A 20,763-nucleotide genomic window follows, 5' to 3' on the forward strand; every position below is an offset into this window, starting at 1 on the left:
TTTATCTTATTCCATTAGTATAACAACTGCATTCTTAATGTCTAAGTGTTTGCACCCGCTTTGACTATTTTTTATATGATTTTATAATGCAAAAACTGGCAGAAGCGATATCGCTTCTGCCAGTCGGTGATGTACATCCATTTACTTAGAACCGTTTTCGTATTGATTTGCACGTGCTCCAGAAGCATTTTTCTTGTTGGCTTCAGCTTGCTGGTTCTGCTTTTTAACTGTATTCACATCAGTTTCAGATCCAAATTCCTCTTGCATTGCATTTGGGTTCTGATTTTGTTGATTTTGTTGATTCTTTTGGTTTTGCTGATTTTGGTTCTGGTTTTGGTTTTGGTTTTGGTTTTTTCGCATGGATGTTCACCTCCGTCATGACTACTATGTGCAACATGACGTGAATTTATTCCTTGGAAATATTTACATATAAGTTTAATAATTAAGTCATTTCCGCCATTTCATTAATGAATCCCATAGCTTTAATACAGGAACTGGCTTTGGGAGTAGTTCAGCTTCTTCTTCAGTAAAGTATTGAAAGCCACCTGGTATTACATCTGTTTGACTTGCACATACATAAAAACCCTTCATCTCCCAAGTTAAATGTGTGAAAATATGTTTGAAAGCAATCGTTTCGGTAATCATGTCGTATTCTAGACCGTATTCTTTGTTAAAAAGTTCCTCTGGTAATTGGTCTCCCATTAGTTCAACCATTGGGAATTCCCACAGATTCGCCAGCAATCCTTTTTCCGGACGCTTCCTAAGTAACCAATCTCCATTTAAATTTTGCACAGCGAATGCAGCCATTGGAGTTACTTTCCCTTTCTTTTTCTTTGTCCGTACTGGAAACTCCTCTTGTCGTCCCTCTTCAAAAGCAACGCAAAAGTCTTGCACAGGACATAACAAACATCTCGGTTTTGGCGTACAAATCGTTGCGCCAAGTTCCATTAGCCCTTGATTAAAGGAAGAAGGATCCTCTTTGTCAATTAAATCCATAACGACATCTTCAAAGATTCTTTTTGTACGTGGTATTGTAATATCTTCCTTAATAAGTAATATTCTCGACAAGACACGCATTACATTACCATCAACTGCATGCTCTGGAACGCCATAAGCAATACTTAACACCGCGCCAGCTGTATATGGACCAACACCTTTTAAAGTTGAAATTTCTTTACGTGTGTTCGGCACTACAGCATTATAGTTTAATACAACTTCTTGAACACCTGCTTGCAAATTCCGTACACGCGAATAATAACCCAAACCTTCCCACATTTTTAATAAATCAATTTCCTCCGCTTCTGCAAGTGCATTAATTGACGGATACTTTTCAATAAAACGTTCATAATAGGGTATCACTGTATCGACCCGTGTTTGCTGTAACATGACTTCAGATATCCATATATAATAAGGGTTTGTCGTCCTTCTCCATGGTAAATCTCTCTTTTCATTCCTATACCAAGTCAGAAGAGATTGACGAAAACCAGTTTTATTTTCAATTATTTTCATGTCATTCTCCTTAATGCGTATGTTATGATTAACTCGAAAAGGGTATACATAAATAGTGATGATTCTTTTTAAATTGCCTTTCCAAAGTGTAGGAAAGAGTCAAACCACTCTTCCGACAAAAGGAGCTGATTTTTTTGGATACAGGAACACATATTGTTATGGGTGTCGCCCTAAGTGGCCTAGCATTGTCTGACCCTGTCGTTTCATCAGAAGCGATTACCGTTAGCGCTATTTTTACTGGGGTTATTGTCGGATCTTTAATTCCCGATATTGACACCGTTTTAAAACTCAGAAACAATGCTGTATATATTCGACACCATAGAGGTATTACGCATTCAATCCCAGCAGTAATCCTTTGGCCAATACTCATAACGTTTCTACTTTCAATATTAATGCCGGGTATGTCAATTTTACATGTTTGGGCTTGGACTTTTCTAGCTGTTTTCCTTCATGTTTTCGTTGATATATTTAATTCATACGGAACACAAGCTTTACGACCATTTTCCAGTCGCTGGGTTGCAATAGGTGTTATTAATACATTCGACCCAATTATTTTTTCTTTGCATGTCGTTGCACTTACTATTTGGGCTTTAGGTATGAATCCCTTCTATCCGATAGTGACAATGTATTTTGTGATTTTCGTTTATTATTTATTGCGCTTCGCAGTAAAATCAGCAGTAAAAAGAGCTGTTGCCAATACAATTTCTGATGCAACAGAAATAATAATTGCACCAACAATTCGTTTTTTCCAGTGGCGTGTCGCCGCATCTTCTGCTACAAGTCATTATGTAGGTCGTGCTTACGGGCGATCAATTACAATTTACGATCAATTTAAAAAGGAACCACTGCCAGACTTTCCTGAAGTAAAAGCAGCCCTTTTGGATAACAACGTAAAAGCATTCACTTCATTTTCGCCGATTTATCGATGGGAAGTTACGAAGATTGGTGAATTATGTGAGGTGCGTCTAATTGATTTAAGATATCGCAATAAAGGTCACTATCCATTTGTTGCAGTTGCTCATATCGACTCGGAGCTAAATGTAGTAAACTCCTATACTGGATGGATATTCTCAGAAGATAAGCTAAACAAAAAGCTCAATTTCATATCAGAATGATAAGAAATTAGTATATTACCTTAATAAATCAAAAGGCTATGGACAAGTTTTCAGTCCATAGCTTTTTGTTATTCACTTTCCAACTTTTACTGTCTTGAGCATAGATATAGGTAGTGCTTCATCAGCTTTTTCTCCACCCAATCGATGTCCCCATGCAAATCGTCCCTTTAGATAATCAACTTGAAAGAACATGCCTTCATCGCCCTCAATACGGTAGATTTCACCTGGCAGTATTGTTGCAGGGTCTACTAAATAAGCTTCTGCCATAACGACTTTTCTTTGGTAAACAGCATATTCATTTAAAATACCAAGTGTTTCAGCCTTACGTGCTTTTTCACGTAAACGAGCGATTTCAGTGCGTAATTCATGCTCGTTCATCTCATTATATTTTTTTTCAATCGACATCTTCATTCTCCTTTTTCTCTATAAACAGGTCAATTCGATCAAAAGGAATCCCTTTTTGATACATTGCTTGTTTTACACGATTATGTAAATCCCTGTCACTATATTTAGGACTGTACCTTCTCCATGCAGTTTCGCCAATTGAATTTGTAACTTTATCCCATTCATCATCTTCAATACCAAAATCAATGTCTCTAAGTGCTTCTTTAATGATACTGAATGAATACCCGCGACGCAGCAACAAATTTTGGATTCTTTGTTCTGTTTGTCTTGGTGACTGCGATCGATTACGCAATGTTTCTTTCTCCGCTAGAGATCTTGCGATTGCTATTTGCTCTTCTTCAGAATATGATTCAATCACTTTATCCAACAACTCCTTCTTAATACCTTTTTGTTTCAATTCTTGTTGAATCGCACGCGGGCCCCGTCCAGTTTTTCTTTTTTGGGTTTCCAGTAATGCTTCTGCAAAGTTTTCATCGTTTAAAAAGCCCAATTTTCTTAATTTCACAATTGCCTCAAGAACAACTGCTTCTCCGTACTCAAGTTCAAGTAGCTTAGACTTAACTTCATGTTCACTCCGCATTCTAAATCCCAAATAATGTAGCGCGCGGTTAAATGCCTTGTTTATCTCTTCTTCATAAACCATTTCACTAAGAGACCAATCTTCAAGCGTCATTCCTTTAGTCAAACCAAATTTAACGAAAACAGTTTCATGTACGCTAAAAGCATACTTCTCATCTAAATAAATATTATATCGTTCGAGATCTCTTTTTTGCTGTGTTATCTTTGTAATAACAGGCATTCATATAACCTCCTGTACTTTCTTACAGTATACATGTTCTATTCACTCGAATCAGCTTAATAGATTCATTATAAGGGTATTGACTTATAAAAGGAGGCGCTAGGGATGAAAATTGTGATAGCAGGTGGGTCAGGATTTATCGGCAAAAAAATAACTGAAGTTCTTATTGCAAGTGGACATGAAATCATTATCTTATCTAGAAATAATAATAAAAACGAAGCAAATATTACCTATGTAAAATGGCTTCAATATAATGTCTTTCCAGAAAATGAAATCAAAGAAGCTGATGTCTTTATTAACTTAGCAGGTGTCTCTATTAATGAGGGGCGTTGGACGAAGGAGCACCAAGACAAAATCTACAATAGCCGTATGACAGCAACAGATGAATTATTAAGAATAATTAGCGCTTTACCAAAGAAGCCATCTGTCTTAATTAACGCAAGCGCAATCGGAATTTATCCGGCTTCGGAAAAAGCAGTTTATACCGAAAAGTCTACAGAAGTAGCCGATGACTTTCTAGCTAAAACAGTATTTGATTGGGAGAAAAAAGCTTCAACCGTTACATCTCAAGGTATACGTGTCGTTTTAATGCGTTTTGGTGTTGTATTAGGAGAAGATGAAGGCGCACTACCTCTCATGGTACTTCCTTACAAGCTATTTACGGGCGGAACGGTTGGTTCGGGTAAACAATGGCTATCATGGGTACATGTAGAAGATGTCGCGCGTGCGGTGAAATTCGTCATGGATCAGAAAACTATAAATGGTCCTGTTAATGTAACGTCACCATGTCCAAAACGTATGAAACACTTCGGCCGCACTATCGGCTCGGTTTTACATAGACCACATTGGCTACCTGTTCCTTCATTAGCCATGAAACTTGCGCTTGGAAAGAAAAGCGCACTTGTTTTAACTGGTCAACATGTCTTGCCGAATGTGTTAATTGACAATGGGTTTAAATATTCATTTCCCTCATTAGATTCAGCTCTTAAGAATTTATTAAAAGAATAAGTATACTTCTCCAATAACAACGCATCCTACCTAAAAAGGAAGGGTGCTTTTTATTGATTAAATGGCATTGGCGTGGATTTTTAATTGCTTGCATTATTGTTGTTTCTGGTGTCTTATTTAATCCTTTTACAGCAGATGCACAAGCCTTACATTGGGGATTTAAAAAATCTGTCGGTGGTGAGCCACCAAGTGCTGGAGCTTCATTAGATGCTTTGCTTGATAAGCATGGAGCGATTTACAAAGGTAAACCAGACGAAAAGATTGCTTATTTAACTTTTGATAACGGCTATGAAAATGGATTTACCGAATCTATACTTGACACATTAAAGAACGAAAATGCTCCTGCAACATTTTTTCTAACGGGACATTATCTAACAAGCGCTACCGCACTCGTTAAAAGAATGGTTTCAGATGGACATTCGATCGGAAATCATACGTATGACCACCCTAATATGAGCAACTTATCTGCAGCAAAAGTAGAAGATGAATTATCTCGTTTTGATAATAAACTCAAGGAATTGACCGGTATTAAACGAACAACTTATTTCCGACCCCCTGAAGGTGTTTTTACAGAAGATTTGTTAAGTACCGTAAACGGCCTTGGATATAGACATATATTTTGGTCCGTTGCCTTCATTGATTGGCATAAGGATAAACCAAAAGGTAAAGCTTATGCATATGGTGAATTGATGAAGCAACTCCATCCAGGCGCAATTATCTTAATGCACACAGTATCTCCGGATAACGCAGAAGCACTCCCAGATTTTATCCGAGATGCTAAAAAAGAAGGCTATACTTTTAAATCTTTGGATGATCTTGTAATGGAATATGAAAACATTAATTCGATTTTGAGATAATGACTATGCGTTCCAAAATTGGGAACGCTTAGTTTTTTATATTACTCGAACATTTTTCCGCTTACCTAATACTAAAATTATAAATAGGAGAGCTAATAATAATGAAATAAGCATTAAAAAGCTAAAATCATTACCGTACTCCAAAAATAATCCTCCGAATAAAGGACCTGTTAAGCTTCCTAGACTAAAGAAAATACCACAGAGTAAATTACCAGTTGGCAACAATTCCTTTGGCGTAAGATCAGACATATAAGATATTCCTAGAGAATAAATTGATCCCACAAATAAACCCGCTACAAAAACGAAGAAAAGTAACACAGAAATAGAAGCTTCAAAAAAACTTGCAATAAAAAAAGAAACGGCTCCGCCGCCAAGCGCCACTAAAAACACTGGATGTCTCCCTTTACGATCTGAAAGCATTCCAAGCGGTAATTGCGATACGATTCCACCAACTGAAAATGTAGCTAGTATAATCGAGACAGAAGTAACTCCTAAACCCTTTCTAAGTGCGTATACTGGAAAAATCGCATTAAGGGATGACTCTAAAAATCCATATCCAAATGGACCTAAAAAGGCTAACCACGCAATAACAGTAGCTGCCTTGAAACGTAAAATTAATCCTACTTGTTTAGTCGTTCCTTTTATCACATCTGGAAAATCATTTTTTATTAAAAATACAAAAGACCAAGCGATAAGACAAAGGAATCCCGAAACGATGAATGGTAACCCTTCAAATATATTTACAAGCGGAATGAATAATGGACCAACTGCAAATCCAACCCCAAAGGACAAACCATAAATCGCGATATTACGACCTAGTCTTTTTTGTGGTGAAAAACTCGTCACCCATGTTTGTGTAGCAAAATGAAGTGCATGATCACCAATTCCAATAATTAATCTTAATATATACCAAAACACGATGCTCTTCCATAAAGGAAATAATAATAGCGATGTAAATACAAGTATACCTCCGGCAACAATGACTGGCTTATAGCCAAATCTGCGAAGTGGAGCTTCCATGAATGGCGATATAAGAAGTGTTCCTATGTATAAGCCTGTCGCATTTAATCCATTCAACGCACTAGAGACACCATCTCGCTCAAATATGACTGAAATTAACGGTAGCAGCATGCCTTGCGAAAACCCTGATATGGCTACGATAATTACAAGTACCCTAAATCTTTTTACATCCACATCTGAAAAATCATGCATAAGTCGTTTTCTCCCTAATACAACTGCTGTTATATTATAATTCTATCATAATAGGAGGTAATGCAAAATGAAATTTACTATGAGAGAACATGGCTTCGAAACTGAAACAGAGTTTGGTAATTTAATAATCTCAGGAGATGATCAATACGGTTTTCGTCCCTATCAATTGCTTGTTTCGTCTATCGCGGTATGCAGTGGCGGTGTATTGCGGAATATATTAGAAAAAATGAGAATGCCTGCAGGAAATATTACAATTGAAGTAAAAGATGTTGTGAGAAATGCAGAGCAAGCAAGCCGAGTAGAAAAAATTCACCTCCATTTCATCATTGAAGGCAATGAAATTGATAGCCCTCAGATGCCTAGAGTTATGGCACTAACAAAAAAAAATTGTTCGATGGTTCAATCCGTTATTAACTCAATTGAAGTTATCGAAACTTACGAACTTAAGTAACTGCAAATAAAAGGCTTAGTCCATATCTGAATTCCAGATTACGGCTAAGCCTTCTATGTTTGGATTAAACAATCATCATCAGTTTTCATAAATCGTATATGTCCTAATTAATTATACTAAGCGGACTTTTACGAACCGCCTCCTTTATCTATAATTTTGAATTTGGAATTCTTCTTTACAAAAATACTACAACCTCCCTCTCAATTGGAGTCCCTTCAAACGTAGACTACAGCCTCCCTTTCAATTGAAATCCCTTCAAACGAAAACTACAGCCTCCCTTTCAATTGAAATCCCTTCAAACGAAAACTACAGCCTCCCTTTCAATTGATTACCCTTATTATAACATACTATTTAACATTTGCAAATATTCCAAATAAACAATTATAATTAATTATATAATTCTTTTCAAAATTAATAATGTAATGTTGTCAGTTGATAACATTACTTTTCACTTTCGCATATACTGCTTCTTTACGTTCGCCCATAACTGCATTTAATTGTCCACCGAGCATTAATATAATAGCTGAAAAGTATAACCACATCATCAGTACAATAATTGCACCAATACTTCCATAAGTGCTCGAGTAACTTCCATAACTACCAACATAATAAGAGAATGCAAGAGATGTAATAATCCAACCTAGAGTTGCGAAAATGGCTCCTGGAATGGCGCTCGTAATGCGAATTTTCACGTCCGGAACTAACCAATAAAGGATCGTAAATATAAAAAATATTAGAACCGGTGGTATTACCCAACGCAAACTATTCCACAAAATAAGAAAGCTTTCTTCTAAACCTAAATACGAAAATGCAAAAACACCAATTTGTTGTCCAAATACTGGTAATACCAGTGCTACAACTAGCACTGCAATTAAAAGTACTGTGAAAACAATAGACATACCGCGTGATACTATAAATGAACGAGATTCTTCGGTGAAATAAGACCGATTTAATGCTTTAGTTAATGCGTTCATTCCTTTTGAAGCGGACCAGATCGTGGCAATGATACCAACTGATAGAAGACCGCCATTTCTGCTACCTAATACTTCTCCTATAGTATTTTCTATAAGCAAAGCAACACTTTCAGGTGCAAAGTCTCTAATAAGCAAAAATATTTGAGCTTGATCTAGATTTAAGTATGGCAAAAGCGTAAAAAGAAAGATTAGTAGCGGGAATAACGACAACAAGAAAAAGAAAGCTAATTGTGAGCCGAGCCCTGTAACATCTACCTTCTTTATTCTTGTAATTAATTCCTTAATAAAACCATTCGTAGTCGTAACGTCAAACTGATTAAGTTCCCCATCTTTTATATCATCAACAAATTTCATAATAGTCGAATCTTCCATAAAGGCTGATGACTTTTTATTATTTCTTTTTACTTTACTCTTATTCACATTTTTGTTCATTGAAGTTTTACGGATATCCTTCTTCAAACCAATGTCACACCCTTCTACATCAATGACTTTCCCAAATCCTTACTTGTGGAGTCTTCTACTATAGATTGATATTCATCTTTCGCCTCCGTAAAAGCATCTTTGGTATCCACAACCATTTCTTTTACTTGTGGACTCAGTTCTTTTATTTCATTTACTTTTTCTTTTAGGTAAAATGCATCGTCTGTAAATTGTTTATAAAGTAGTTGTAATTTATCATTCTTCTTTTTTAATTTGATTTTTAATACATCGGGATTTTTGGAATAATAGCTGATATCTCTTGAAACATTTTTCGTCATCCTTTTCATTTCATCCCGAGTTCCACGATCGAATAAACTTACAGCTGCACCAACAATCGATCCTAAAATAATATACATACCAAATTTGTTTTTCCTCATATAAAACCCTCCATTACTACTTTTTTTAGATAGTTTCATTATACCCTAAACGATATATACAAAACCTTTTTTCGGCGCTTTTTAAAAAAAAGCTTGACTATTGGTCTCAAGTTTCGGAAGATTGAGAATAGGAATACAACCACTGTATGCAAAAAGAGGGTGATATATGTAATAAAGTGGATAATAATGATGAAAGCGCTAACATCTTTTAAAAAACTGGAGGGAACAGTAATGGATGCAATTCAAAACTTCTTAGACCAAATTGGTGGGATAATTTGGGGACCACCACTTTTAATACTTTTAGTAGGTACAGGTATTTTCTTAACTTTTAGACTCGGACTACTTCAATTACGATTATTACCTTATGCTTTAAAACTCGTATTTACCAAAAGTAAAGATAAAAATGCTGAAGGAGATATTTCTCACTTCCAAGCTCTAATGACAGCCATGGCAGCTACAGTCGGTGTTGGTAACATCGTTGGTGTTGCAACAGCAGTTGTGCTTGGTGGACCTGGTGCAATTTTCTGGATGTGGATGGCAGGATTCTTCGGAATGGCAACAAAATATGGTGAAGCTATCCTTGCAGTTAAGTACCGCGTAAAAGATGAAAACGGCCAAATGGCCGGTGGACCCATGTACTATCTTGAACATGGTCTCAAACAGAAATGGCTTGGTGTTTTATTTGCAATATTTGGTGCTCTAGCTGCATTTGGTATTGGTAACGGAACACAATCCAAAGCTGTTGCAGATGTAATGAACCAAACATTTAGCGTTCCACACTGGATTACTGGTGTTGTACTTGTTCTAGTTGCAGGCGCAGTTCTTCTCGGTGGAATTAAGACGATTGGTAAGGTTACTTCTTTCTTCGTACCAATTATGGCGGGCTTCTATATAATCGCAGGAGCAATCGTAATGGTTATGAACTTTGAGTTAGTTCCAGAAGCTTTTGCGACGATATTCAAATTTGCATTTACTGGTGAGGCAGCTGCAGGCGGAGCCATCGGAGCTGCAATTCGATTCGGTGTTGCTCGTGGACTATTCTCCAACGAAGCAGGACTTGGATCTGCACCGATCGCAGCTGCAGCAGCAAGAACTGATATGCCTGGTACACAAGCACTTGTTTCAATGACTCAAGTACTTTTTGATACACTTATCATTTGTTCTATCACTGGTGTTACGATTGTTATGTCAGGTCAGTGGAAAGATACATCTATTGAAGCAGGCGCACTAACAGCTGCTGCATTTGGTACATTCCTTGGCAGCGCAGGACCTCTAGTCGTGTCTATTGGTCTTCTATTCTTTGCTACTTCTACAATTTTCGGTTGGGGCTATTACGGAGAGAAATGTTTCCAATACTTATTCCCTAACAAAACAGCTATTAAAGTTTATCGTCTAGCATTCGTTCTGTTTATCTTTGTTGGTGCAACTGCATCTCTTAACGTTGTTTGGGCTTTCGCAGACGTATTGAATGGTCTTATGGCTATTCCTAACCTTATTGGTCTTCTTGGCTTATCTGGTGTTATCGTCTTTGAAACAAAAAGAGTTCAAGATAAAATTAAAGCGGAAAAAGCGGCTAAAGGAAAAGCTTAATTTAATTGAATGTTCCTATACAAACAATTTGACACATCGGGCAAATAATGAAATGATAAGTATTATGCAAATGAAAGGCGGCTATTACTTATGGATTTAACAAACCCGACAACAGAAAATGTTTCGTATATGATTGAGCAGATTCAAGAAAAACTTCGTATGGTTAATGTGGATGCAATGAAGCCAGATAGTTTCAATACATCTAAATATGAAGACTTGCACTATATGTATAAAATGATTATGAAACGTGGGCATATTTCTTCTAATGAAATGGAAGCAATTGCAATGGAACTTGGTTCCTTACGCAAATAATATTCAAACGGGTATACTATACTTTATAGTATACCCAGAGATTAATAATATTAGACCCGGAGTATAGAATCCTATAAAGTGATTCTAAATTCCGGGTCTTTTTATTGCATAAAATTAAGAACTCAACTAAAAAAATCCCCCGCAAAGCGTTGTTTATAAATTCCGCTTTGTGAGGTGTCAATTAAATTATAATTAACCTTTTAATCGAAATCTGACGACTCCTAGGTTAACTTTATTGTGTAACTTCAAAAGCTGTACCATCTTTCAAGACAAGGGGTTGTATCAATATTTCAACACGTCTATTTTTACTCCGACCTTCTGAAGTATCATTTGATTCGATTGGCTGAAACTCCCCGTAACCTTTTGCACTAAATAACAATGGATTAATCTCATCATTCTTCACAATAATCTTCAAAAAATTCACTGCTCGCATAACACTTAGTTCCCAATTGGAAGCAAACTGCTGACTGTTCATTGGTATGTTATCCGTATGACCAGTAACAACAATATGTCGTGACGGATCGAAGGTCAGCAGATCCGCTAATTCTTCACCAATAACTAAGTACTCTTCTTTTATATCTGCTCTACCAGGACTAAAGAGTATGCTATCTCGAATCGTGACTAGAAGACCTTCATCGGTAAGCTTCGTTTCGAATTGATTTTCCAACTCATGGACTGCAATATATTCATCAACACGGTCCTGTATTTCCTCAAGTGATCGCTGATCCTCTAAATATGGAGTATCTATATCTTCTTCACCTTCTGTTGGACTTTTAATCGGTACTTCGAATGGTGAATTATTTTGCATAATGCCTGTGCCACTTTCGAATATTTCGCTGAAAACTGCTGATAACTTACTAAGCTTCGATTCGTCGACTGTACTCGATGCAAAAAGCACGATAAATAATGCAAGTAATAACGTCATTAAATCTGCATAGGGTAACAGCCAAGATTCATCTATGTGACCAGAATCCTTTTTCTTTTTACGTCTTTTCGGCACCCTTTTCCCCCTCCTTGCCTTCCGAATCCCCTTTGGCTAATTTGAGGCGTTCTGACATTGATATGTAAGATGCTAACTTTTGCTCAATGACACGCGGTGCTTCACCTTCTAACACAGAAAGAATCCCCTCAATCATCATCATTTTTTGACGTGACTCTTCTGCAGACTTTCGCTTCAATTTATTTGCAAATGGATGCCAAAGTACATAACCCGTAAAAATTCCAAGTAGTGTTGCTATAAATGCTGCTGAGATCGCAACACCCAATTTATCTATATCATTCAAGTCAGATAATGCAGCAATAAGTCCAACAACCGCTCCTAATACCCCTAGCGTTGGTGCATATGTACCAGCTTGTGAAAATATAAGCGCACCTACAACATGTCTATTCTCCATTGCTTCGACTTCTTCGCTTAACACATCTCGAATATAGTCCGCATTTTGTCCATCAATTGCAAGACCAAGTCCATTTTTCAAAAATGGATCGTCAATCTCATCGGTCTTCGCCTCTAATGATAAGAGCCCTTCACGTCTAGCAATATCTGCCCAACCAGAAAACATTCTTATAATAGCTGCATCTGAAGCTAATTTTTTCTCTTTAAATATGATACCGAAAAGCTTTGGTACAGTTTTTAATTCGTTCACAGGAAATGCAATAACAACTGCAGCCACTGTTCCTACAATAATTATTAGAATTGCTGCTAAATTAAATAAACTACTTGCCGCGACACCTTTCATTAACATCCCAACAAAGAGTGCGACAACTCCTAGTACTAGTCCAATTACTGTTGACAAATCCATACATAGAACCCCCAAATACATTCTTTCATTTATTCATTCTATTCTATATTTCGGCATATTTTTCATTTTCTTTAGAAATCAGCGGAAGATTATAAAGCATGCTGTCACTAATCTGCAACATAAGCTAAAAATTATTAAAGTTACAGTACTTATAATTAAAAACATACTATCATTGCAAACTTTCCTCCCTAATTGGTAGTATAGAGACACAACAGAAAGGGGTAATTAACTATGTATACATTCAATCAAAAAATGTCAAACTACGCTGAGTTGGCAATTAAAATCGGCGTAAATATACAACAAAATCAATACCTCTATATAAGTGCATCTACGGAGACAGTAGATTTTGTCCGCCTATTAACTGAAAAAGCCTACGAGGTAGGTGCGCGTCAAGTTTTCGTAGATTTCTCAGACGATGAAATCTCACGTCTTCGATACGAAAAGGCACCTACTGACTCATTTTCAGAATTTCCAGAGTGGAAAGTAATGGAACGTGAACAACTTGCTCAAAAAGGGGCGGCATTCATCAGCATCACTTCTCAAAGCCCAGATTTATTTAAGAATGTTGAACCATCACGCATTGGTGCATTCCAAAAAGCATCTGGACTCGCACTTGATAACTTTCGTCAAGATATGCAATCGGATAAGTTTAGTTGGACAGTCATTGCTGCTCCATCAAAAGATTGGGCTGCAAAAGTTTTTCCTGAACTACCCGAATCAGAACAAATCCCCGAACTTTGGGAAGCTATTTTTAAATCCGTTCGTGCTGATACGCAAGATCCGATTCAAGCTTGGTTTGATCACGACAGAAAACTACACGAAAAAGTTGATTACTTAAATAACAAGAAATACGTAAAACTAAAATACCGTGCCCCTGGGACAGACCTAACTATCGAACTTCCAAAAGGCCATTTATGGTGTGGTGCAGGTAGTGAAAACAGTAAAGGCAATAGCTTCATGGCCAATATGCCAACTGAAGAAGTTTTTACAGTACCCCATAAAACAGGTGTGAATGGTCATGTTTCAAGCACTAAACCTTTAAGCTTTGGCGGCGCTATAATTAATGACTTTAAAATCACGTTTAAGGATGGACGAGTTACTACCATTTCAGCCGGACAAGGTGAAGATGTTTTACAGCGACTTCTTGACACGGATGAAGGCGCAAAATACCTGGGTGAAGTTGCGTTAGTTCCACATAATTCACCTATTTCACAATCAAACGTATTATTTTACAATACATTATTTGATGAAAATGCATCGAATCATCTAGCGCTGGGAAGTGCCTATGCATTTTGTTTAGAAAATGGGAAAACTATGTCAAGGCAAAGTCTGGAAAGTCACGGCTTAAATCAAAGCATTACACATGTCGACTTCATGATTGGCTCTGAGGAAATGGATATTGACGGCATTCATCATGATGGTACGGTTGATGCTATTTTCCGCAATGGGAATTGGGCTTAATAAAATCGTCACAAGTTAATTACGTATTCAACAAAAAACCTTATTTTTATCCTAAACTTATAGTATAATGAAAGTAGCTATTATTACTGTAATTTAGAGAGGAGTCTTTCACATGGGCTTGATGTATACAACTGTAATCGGATATATGATTGTTCTAGCTATAGTAATGACATTAGTAATGTACTTTCTCGTTAAAGCGTTCGATTCTTCAGAATCAGTAACAATTGATCCAAAACCCGAGACAAATTATTAAGGGCTGCCTGTTGGCGGCTTTTTTATTATAAAATATATACTTATATCTTTAAATATTTGAAAACAATACAGATTGGGGAAAACTACTTTGACATTACTTACAGAAATACTTAAGTTTAATAAGGAATTTGTTGCAGAAAAACAATATGAACAATATAAAACGACTAAGTTCCCTGATAAGCGTGTTGTTATTCTAACTTGTATGGATGCAAGATTAACAGAATTACTTGGTAAGTCAATGAACCTTAAAAATGGTGATGCAAAAATCATCAAAAGTGCTGGTGCAGTCGTTACACACCCATTCGGTGGGATTATGCGTAGCCTAATCATCGCTGTCTATCAACTGAAGGCTGATGAAGTATTTATTATTGGTCATCATGATTGCGGGATGAGTTCAATTAATACTGATGTAATTATTAAGGAAATGGTTGGACGCGGAATTGACAAAAGTTTATTTGAGACATTACGATATTCAGGTATCGATATGGAGGATTGGCTACGTGGATTTGATGATGTAACCGAGACAGTGAAAATGAGTGTTGATCTCGTTAAAAATCATCCGTTGATGGACACTTCTGTTCCTATACATGGATTAGTTATTCACCCTACTACCGGAGAACTAGATATTATCGTTGATGGGTATGCTGGTGTAACTACTCGAAATTAATTCGACATATTTCCTGGGGAATAAACACATACTTACTTAACATAATTAAAGTCGATTCCTTCTTACAGGAATCGACTTTTAATTATTTCTATAAGTTTCCGCATAGCGGTCTTACCCTTTCAAAAATCTTCTTCTAAAATCGCATACATAAAATGGTCTTCCCAAACACCGTTTATATATAACAATTGCCTTAGTAATCCCTCTCTTTCATACCCTGCTCTTTCAAGCACAATAATAGAACCCATATTTCGCGGTGATACGTACGCCTCTACCCGATGCAAAGCGACTTTCCTAAACGCAAATTCCGTAACGAGGCGAACCGCTTTCGTTCCAATACCGCGCCCGACTTCTTTTTCGTCTATTGAGTAGCCAATAAAGCCGCTAGAAAAAGGTAATCTTTTAATACTATACAGAGAGATATGGCCAATTAGCTTATTCGTAGCTAAATCAAAAATACCAAAGTTATACTCTCTTCGATCCCTCATTTGATATAATGATTCTCTAATCTTTTCTCTTTGAGTTGCAACCGTGAAGAAGCCCGCCTCTTGTCGAGGCTCAAAGACAGACCAATAGCTTCTATTCTCAATTAACACCTTTGTAAAGACGGTAGCATCGTCCTCGGTCAATATTCGTAAGTAACAGCTATCCCCTTTTAGTAAAATCATACTCAGTCAACCTTCTTCATTCATCAATAGCATAAAGTCATCTACGTCTTTTACGCAAAGTGCTACACCTTTTGCCCAAAATTCTTGTTTAGTAATATCTTCTTTTAGATGTTTCATTGCGAGATCTTCCACTGTCATAACAGCTGTATCTTGAAGGAGCGCTATATACTTATCTTCAAAACCTTCCCCTTCTTCAAGTGCTTTTGCATATATACTTAACGAAAATAAGTAACCAAAAGTATATGGGAAATTATAAAATGGAACATCTGTAATATAAAAATGTAACTTTGATGCCCAGAAATGAGGATGTACTGTATCGAGCGCATTCCCGTATGCTTCTTGTTGGGCTTCAGCCATTAACTCATTTAATCTCGATGCCGATACAATTCCGTTTTTCCGTTCTTCATAAAATCTTGTCTCAAATAAGTACCTAGAATGGATATTCATTAAAAACGCTACACTGCGCTGAATCTTATCTTCTAATAACGCTATCTTTTCTTCTTTTGTTTCTGCCGCTTTTACCGCAGCATCAGCAACAATCATTTCAGCAAAAGTAGATGCTGTTTCCGCTACTCCCATTGCATACTGCTGATTCATCCAATGTACTGGGCGAAGTACATGTGAATGGAACGCATGCCCCAGTTCATGAGCTAGCGTTGCAACATTAGACATAGAGCCGTTATAAGTCATGAAAATTCTGGACTGTTCAGAAATTGGCATATCTGTACAAAATCCGCCTGGACGCTTATTCGGACGGTTCTCTGCTTCTATCCAATTATCTGCAAAGGCCTTACGAGAAAAAGATTCAAGTTTATCTCCAAATTCCCCGAAATGATCCAAAATAAATTCCGCACCCTCTTGATAAGATAGTTCCTTGGTAGACGCTGTCACTGGTGCATCAATGTCATACCAGTTCATTTTTTCCGTACCAAGCATTTTAGCCTTCACATTCAAGAAATCTATAAAAGGTGCTTTTTGTGCAACAATAGCTCCCCACATCGCATTCAGAGTATCTTCACTCATGCGATTATATGATAAAGGTTCTTGTAATACTGAATTCCATCCTCTTTTTTTATAAACAGCAAGTCTAAAACCTGCCAAATGGTTCAATGTTGAAGCAAAGAAATCTTCCTTTTCTCCCCATGCAACTTCCAATGCTTCAAAAGAGTTTTTGCGAACAGCTGGATCTGAGTGGGTACTTAAGTTGTCCGCCTGTCCTACTGATAAAGTTTTCTCTTCACCGTCAACTATGGTCTTTATCTTAATTTCACCAACAAGTTGATCATATAACTGTCCCCAGCCATGGTAACCATCAATGCTTAAAGACGTAATTAAGTTCTCCTCTTCTTCCGATAACTTTAACTTAACCTCTTCACGCCATTCATTTAAAACAAACTTAAATTCTTTTAGTAAGACTGAGTTAATAAGTTGCTCCCATATAGCTGAATCAATTTTTGAAAGTACCTGTTGAATTTTAAGTAATGCAGAAGTAAATCTCGCACCAATTTCACTGACTTCTCCTTCGAGTATTAGCGCTTTTTTATCAGTTATATCGGCCGCAAGAAAACAGCCGATCACCGCGCCTGCTTGCGATAGATTTAGTGCGACATCTTTAATTCTTTCAATTAAGTGAGCAATTTTACTTTGTTCCTCTTTAATCGTTGGAACCTCAAAATTTATCGCTTCTTTCTCTAAAGAATCTATGTTTGCTACTAATTTATCAAGATGTGATCTTAACTCTGAGGACTTGCTTCCACCTTTAAAAAATACATCAAGATCCCATATATCAGAATACAATTTTTGTTGCATTAGACTTCCTCCTTTATCTTTCTAAGTTTTCTAAATACACATCTTCATTGTATCATGAATCATCTATTTACCAAAAAAATCACTTTGTGACGAAAGGTTCATACTTTCCAGCGCAGAACAGGCGATTCCTCTGTATACTATGCTATAGGAGGATTCGAAAATGCTACGATTAATTAGTATGACCCTTTCGCTTATTACTATGGTTGCTTTTTATTTAATTGCTAATTTAGTACCACTAAATGGAAAAACGACAGTTGAAATAGCCAATAGACTTCCAGTACTTTTCACACCATCAAACTACACTTTTATCATTTGGGGAATTATTCATACATTCCTTGCTATCTGGTTATATGGTTTTTGGACCAATCTAGGGAAGATCAACTTGCCTATTATGAAAAAAAGATCGATTTACTTTAATTTTAGTTCCTTATTCAGCGTCTTTTGGATTTTGCTTTGGCATTATGGTTTTTTTAATTGGTCGATTGTTGTAATGGCTGCACTTCTGGCAACTTTAACGGCATTGTACTTTACGTATCCAAAAACTGAAAACCGCTTTTTGCAAAGAGTTCCTATTTCACTTTACTTAGGCTGGATTATTATTTTATTTATTGAAAATATGAATTATGTTCTAACACTTTGGGAATGGAGCGGTTGGGGCGTAAGTATTTCCCTTTGGACTGTTATTTTCTTAACCGTTGCAGCTGCAATAGCACTACATTTCTTATATCACCATAAAGATATACCATTAAACTGCGTATTCATGTGGACTTTCATTGGAATTGCAGTAAAGAATGGTTTTGATTCATTGTTTGTAACGTCTGTAGCCCTATTCTTAACAGCAGTTATTGGGATAAGTTTTTTTCTAATCAAACAAGACAAGTTTGAAAAATCGCCTTCCCAATAAGGGTTGGCGATTTTTCTATGTACGTTTCAAGAGGCGTGGGGCTGTTGTAAACAAGAAAACAGCAACCATTGCTGATAATATTGTTGCTGGAATCATATAAGAACCATTGTAAATAAGTGAATACTTCCAAACTGGCGTTCCCTCGGGTGCGTAACTTCCGAAAAAAACGATACCACTTATAAAGTGAATGATGTAACGAAGGATCCCACCTAATACTGTTCCAACGATAATGGCAGTTGTTACCCCTCTTTTGCTGCCTTTTAACCGACTTCTAACTAGCCAGCTTCCCGTCAACGCAGCGACGCCTACGAGCGGATAAGCAACAAAATAATCTAGGAACGCTTGGAGTGGTGTAAAAACAGTTCCACCAGTAATCGCTTGTAATAAACCACTAACAAATCCTGTTAATACCCCACCTGCAAGTCCCCAACGAAAAGCCATGACGATTATAGGTAGCATCGAAAGTGTAATCGCACCACCTTGTGGAAACGAAAAGCCAATCTTATCAAGTATCAACGAGATAGCCCCTAAAATTGCAACTTCTAGTAAAAAAAGTAAACGTTTTCTATCCAATAAATTTCTCTCCCTATCTTTTACGCAGGGGTTTGGGAATAAAAAAAGACATCCCAGATTGAATGGGACGTCTAAAATAAGTCAGGGAAATACCCTCGTTATTTCATACCGGTTTCCATCCACATCCCTACGCAAGAATTATCTTACAGGTTTAAAGGGTCAGGACATAATGTCCTATCTCAGCTAATAAAGCTCCCCTTGTGGGTTAATTACTTCTTCCTATATTGTATAAGACCACCAACTATTAAGCAAGCTGACTCTATACTACTTGTATAGGAGCGAAGACACTATGACAAACAATAAATTATTATCCGCGCTATGCTATTTTAGTTTTTTCTTCTTCCCCTTACTACTGCCTTTTATCATTTATTTAGTTACTGATGATAAAGAAGTTAAAATACATGCAAAACGTTCATTTATTTCACATCTACTTCCTGCTATTGTATTAATTTTAGGTTTTATTATTTTTTCAATTTCATTATTTTCAGTCGAACGTAGAATGACTTCCATAATGACTGGTGAATTTGACCTTTTAAGTATAGCTCCATTTATATTCACAATTTTATATGGCCTTTTATTTTTGGTCATCCTAATTTGGAATGTATTTCAAGGAGTTAAAATACTGAAGTAATGAAAATTATCAACACAAACTCCCTACTTTTTTAAGTTAAAGTAGGCATTTTTGTGTTGTCTCATGTGATATAGTATAAGATGAAATAAAATGAGCGGAAGAAAGGATTTGAGCATCATGATCGCAAAAACTGATCAAGACTTTGAAGGTCTAAAAAAGATTGGAAAAATAGTCGCTGAAATCCGGGATACCATGAAAGAATCGACTAAACCCGGAATGACAACGAAAGAAATCGATGAAATTGGAGGACGTCTATTCGAAGACAAAGGTGCGCTCTCAGCCCCTATCGCTGAATATGACTTCCCTGGCTATACATGCATCAGCGTCGACAATGAAGTCGCACATGGCATACCAGGTTCACGTATCATAAAAGATGGAGACATCGTCAATATAGACGTTTCAGGCTCTTTTGAAGGATATTTTGCCGATACTGGTATCTCTTTTGTAGTTGGAACACCAGATGCTAAAAAACAACTATTATGTGATGTTGCAAAAAGTGCATTCGATATCGCAATGACAAAAGTGAAAGCCGGATCTAGTTTAAGCGGCATTGGAAAAGCGGTAGAGCGTGAAGCCAAGAAGAATGGACTTGCTGTCATTCGAAATCTTACCGGCCACGGTATCGGAAAGTCGTTACACGAAGAACCTCAGCATATTCTTAACTATTATGATCCTTGGGATAAAACACTACTCAAAGAAGGTATGGTTCTTGCAGTAGAGCCCTTCATATCACAGAAAGCTGAAAGTATCGTTGAATTAGATGATGGGTGGACATTCGTTACGCCAGATAATTCACTTGTTGCACAAATTGAACATACGATTATCGTTACAAAAGGCGAACCAATTATTTTAACAAAACTCTAATTAATTTTCAAAAAAGAGTCGTTACAGAAATCCTCAAGAAGAGAGTTCT

24 protein-coding genes and 1 riboswitch are annotated in these 20,763 nt (G+C 36.8%); of the genes, 12 read left to right on the forward strand and 12 right to left on the reverse strand.

Translation table 11 applies throughout. The annotated features are described in order from the left end of the window. Window positions 1-141: 141 nt before the first annotated feature. Together AC3RV6_RS15195 and mutY are read right to left on the reverse strand one after the other, a co-directional pair. Window positions 142-360 (reverse strand): gamma-type small acid-soluble spore protein, encoded by a 219-nt coding sequence (locus AC3RV6_RS15195; RefSeq protein ID WP_489746813.1) that lies wholly within the window; start codon window positions 358-360, stop codon window positions 142-144. Between the two features lie 87 nt (window positions 361-447). After that, window positions 448-1,509 (reverse strand): A/G-specific adenine glycosylase, encoded by a 1,062-nt coding sequence (gene mutY, locus AC3RV6_RS15200; RefSeq protein ID WP_489746814.1) that lies wholly within the window; start codon window positions 1,507-1,509, stop codon window positions 448-450. A gap of 134 nt (window positions 1,510-1,643) precedes the next feature. Between mutY and AC3RV6_RS15205 the strand changes: the two genes are divergently transcribed. Next, on the forward strand, window positions 1,644-2,624 hold the full coding sequence (locus tag AC3RV6_RS15205) for a metal-dependent hydrolase (RefSeq protein WP_489746815.1): 981 nt from the start codon (window positions 1,644-1,646) through the stop codon (window positions 2,622-2,624). Between the two features lie 72 nt (window positions 2,625-2,696). Here AC3RV6_RS15205 and AC3RV6_RS15210 read toward each other — a convergent pair whose 3' ends face one another. Together AC3RV6_RS15210 and recX are read right to left on the reverse strand one after the other, a co-directional pair. Then, window positions 2,697-3,029, reverse strand: coding sequence for a YfhH family protein (locus AC3RV6_RS15210; protein ID WP_489746816.1), 333 nt, complete (start codon window positions 3,027-3,029; stop codon window positions 2,697-2,699). Further along, window positions 3,019-3,828, reverse strand: coding sequence for a recombination regulator RecX (gene recX / locus AC3RV6_RS15215; RefSeq protein WP_489746817.1), 810 nt, complete (start codon window positions 3,826-3,828; stop codon window positions 3,019-3,021). Before recX ends, AC3RV6_RS15210 begins: the two co-directional genes overlap by 11 nt. Before the next feature lie 105 nt (window positions 3,829-3,933). On the opposite strand from recX, the gene AC3RV6_RS15220 reads away from it, so the two are divergent. Both AC3RV6_RS15220 and AC3RV6_RS15225 read left to right on the forward strand, forming a co-directional pair. After that, the gene (locus tag AC3RV6_RS15220) at window positions 3,934-4,836 is read left to right on the forward strand and encodes a TIGR01777 family oxidoreductase (protein WP_489746818.1); all 903 of its coding nucleotides are present in this window, start codon (window positions 3,934-3,936) and stop codon (window positions 4,834-4,836) included. A 53-nt stretch (window positions 4,837-4,889) separates the two neighbouring features. After that, window positions 4,890-5,693 carry a polysaccharide deacetylase family protein gene (locus AC3RV6_RS15225; RefSeq protein ID WP_489746819.1) on the forward strand — a complete coding sequence of 268 codons (804 nt, stop codon included), beginning with the start codon at window positions 4,890-4,892 and terminating at the stop codon, window positions 5,691-5,693. Window positions 5,694-5,729: 36 nt separating this feature from the next. Here AC3RV6_RS15225 and AC3RV6_RS15230 read toward each other — a convergent pair whose 3' ends face one another. Then, window positions 5,730-6,905, reverse strand: coding sequence for an MFS transporter (locus AC3RV6_RS15230; protein WP_489746820.1), 1,176 nt, complete (start codon window positions 6,903-6,905; stop codon window positions 5,730-5,732). Window positions 6,906-6,972: 67 nt separating this feature from the next. On the opposite strand from AC3RV6_RS15230, the gene AC3RV6_RS15235 reads away from it, so the two are divergent. After that, window positions 6,973-7,356, forward strand: a complete 384-nt coding sequence (locus tag AC3RV6_RS15235; protein WP_489746821.1) for an OsmC family protein — start codon at window positions 6,973-6,975, stop codon at window positions 7,354-7,356. Between the two features lie 428 nt (window positions 7,357-7,784). On the opposite strand, the gene AC3RV6_RS15240 is transcribed toward AC3RV6_RS15235, so the two are convergent. Continuing rightward, window positions 7,785-8,702 (reverse strand): YihY/virulence factor BrkB family protein, encoded by a 918-nt coding sequence (locus AC3RV6_RS15240; protein WP_489749282.1) that lies wholly within the window; start codon window positions 8,700-8,702, stop codon window positions 7,785-7,787. Window positions 8,703-8,806: 104 nt separating this feature from the next. Continuing rightward, window positions 8,807-9,187 carry a YtxH domain-containing protein gene (locus AC3RV6_RS15245; RefSeq protein ID WP_489746822.1) on the reverse strand — a complete coding sequence of 127 codons (381 nt, stop codon included), beginning with the start codon at window positions 9,185-9,187 and terminating at the stop codon, window positions 8,807-8,809. 231 nt (window positions 9,188-9,418) lie between these two features. Between AC3RV6_RS15245 and AC3RV6_RS15250 the strand changes: the two genes are divergently transcribed. Together AC3RV6_RS15250 and AC3RV6_RS15255 are read left to right on the forward strand one after the other, a co-directional pair. Continuing rightward, window positions 9,419-10,777 carry an alanine/glycine:cation symporter family protein gene (locus AC3RV6_RS15250; protein WP_489749283.1) on the forward strand — a complete coding sequence of 453 codons (1,359 nt, stop codon included), beginning with the start codon at window positions 9,419-9,421 and terminating at the stop codon, window positions 10,775-10,777. Between the two features lie 90 nt (window positions 10,778-10,867). After that, window positions 10,868-11,089 carry a DUF1128 domain-containing protein gene (locus AC3RV6_RS15255; protein WP_489746823.1) on the forward strand — a complete coding sequence of 74 codons (222 nt, stop codon included), beginning with the start codon at window positions 10,868-10,870 and terminating at the stop codon, window positions 11,087-11,089. A gap of 232 nt (window positions 11,090-11,321) precedes the next feature. Here the strand turns inward: AC3RV6_RS15255 and motB are convergent, their stop codons facing one another. Together motB and motA are read right to left on the reverse strand one after the other, a co-directional pair. Further along, a complete protein-coding gene (motB, locus tag AC3RV6_RS15260) occupies window positions 11,322-12,089 on the reverse strand; it encodes a flagellar motor protein MotB (RefSeq protein ID WP_489746824.1) in 768 nt (255 codons plus the stop codon). Beyond that, entirely contained in the window at window positions 12,073-12,888 is an 816-nt protein-coding gene (motA, locus tag AC3RV6_RS15265; protein WP_489746825.1) for a flagellar motor stator protein MotA, read from the reverse strand. The genes motB and motA overlap by 17 nt, the downstream gene beginning before the upstream one ends. A gap of 231 nt (window positions 12,889-13,119) precedes the next feature. Here motA and AC3RV6_RS15270 point away from each other — a divergent pair, with 231 nt between their 5' ends. From AC3RV6_RS15270 to AC3RV6_RS15280, 3 genes are all read left to right on the forward strand, one after another. After that, a complete protein-coding gene (locus AC3RV6_RS15270) occupies window positions 13,120-14,349 on the forward strand; it encodes an aminopeptidase (RefSeq protein WP_489746826.1) in 1,230 nt (409 codons plus the stop codon). A 112-nt stretch (window positions 14,350-14,461) separates the two neighbouring features. Then, complete coding sequence (locus tag AC3RV6_RS15275) at window positions 14,462-14,602, forward strand: hypothetical protein (protein WP_489746827.1); 141 nt, start codon at window positions 14,462-14,464, stop codon at window positions 14,600-14,602. An 87-nt stretch (window positions 14,603-14,689) separates the two neighbouring features. Next, window positions 14,690-15,268 carry a beta-class carbonic anhydrase gene (locus AC3RV6_RS15280; RefSeq protein WP_489746828.1) on the forward strand — a complete coding sequence of 193 codons (579 nt, stop codon included), beginning with the start codon at window positions 14,690-14,692 and terminating at the stop codon, window positions 15,266-15,268. Window positions 15,269-15,387: 119 nt separating this feature from the next. Here AC3RV6_RS15280 and AC3RV6_RS15285 read toward each other — a convergent pair whose 3' ends face one another. Together AC3RV6_RS15285 and AC3RV6_RS15290 are read right to left on the reverse strand one after the other, a co-directional pair. Next, complete coding sequence (locus tag AC3RV6_RS15285; RefSeq protein ID WP_489746829.1) at window positions 15,388-15,933, reverse strand: GNAT family N-acetyltransferase; 546 nt, start codon at window positions 15,931-15,933, stop codon at window positions 15,388-15,390. A gap of 6 nt (window positions 15,934-15,939) precedes the next feature. Beyond that, window positions 15,940-17,742: a M3 family oligoendopeptidase gene (locus tag AC3RV6_RS15290; protein WP_489746830.1), complete on the reverse strand. Its 1,803-nt coding sequence runs from the start codon at window positions 17,740-17,742 to the stop codon at window positions 15,940-15,942. 160 nt (window positions 17,743-17,902) lie between these two features. Here AC3RV6_RS15290 and AC3RV6_RS15295 point away from each other — a divergent pair, with 160 nt between their 5' ends. Next, window positions 17,903-18,646: a tryptophan-rich sensory protein gene (locus AC3RV6_RS15295; protein WP_489746831.1), complete on the forward strand. Its 744-nt coding sequence runs from the start codon at window positions 17,903-17,905 to the stop codon at window positions 18,644-18,646. Window positions 18,647-18,661: 15 nt separating this feature from the next. Here AC3RV6_RS15295 and thiT read toward each other — a convergent pair whose 3' ends face one another. Then, window positions 18,662-19,219 (reverse strand): energy-coupled thiamine transporter ThiT, encoded by a 558-nt coding sequence (gene thiT, locus AC3RV6_RS15300; protein WP_489746832.1) that lies wholly within the window; start codon window positions 19,217-19,219, stop codon window positions 18,662-18,664. A gap of 107 nt (window positions 19,220-19,326) precedes the next feature. Then, window positions 19,327-19,428: riboswitch (TPP riboswitch) on the reverse strand. A gap of 80 nt (window positions 19,429-19,508) precedes the next feature. Between thiT and AC3RV6_RS15305 the strand changes: the two genes are divergently transcribed. Beyond that, window positions 19,509-19,850, forward strand: coding sequence for a magnetosome magnetite crystal formation protein family (locus AC3RV6_RS15305; protein WP_489746833.1), 342 nt, complete (start codon window positions 19,509-19,511; stop codon window positions 19,848-19,850). A 117-nt stretch (window positions 19,851-19,967) separates the two neighbouring features. Next, window positions 19,968-20,714: a type I methionyl aminopeptidase gene (gene map, locus AC3RV6_RS15310; RefSeq protein ID WP_489749284.1), complete on the forward strand. Its 747-nt coding sequence runs from the start codon at window positions 19,968-19,970 to the stop codon at window positions 20,712-20,714. Window positions 20,715-20,763 lie beyond the last annotated feature (49 nt).

The sequence above is a fragment of the Sporosarcina sp. So3-204 genome, from assembly GCF_058068165.1.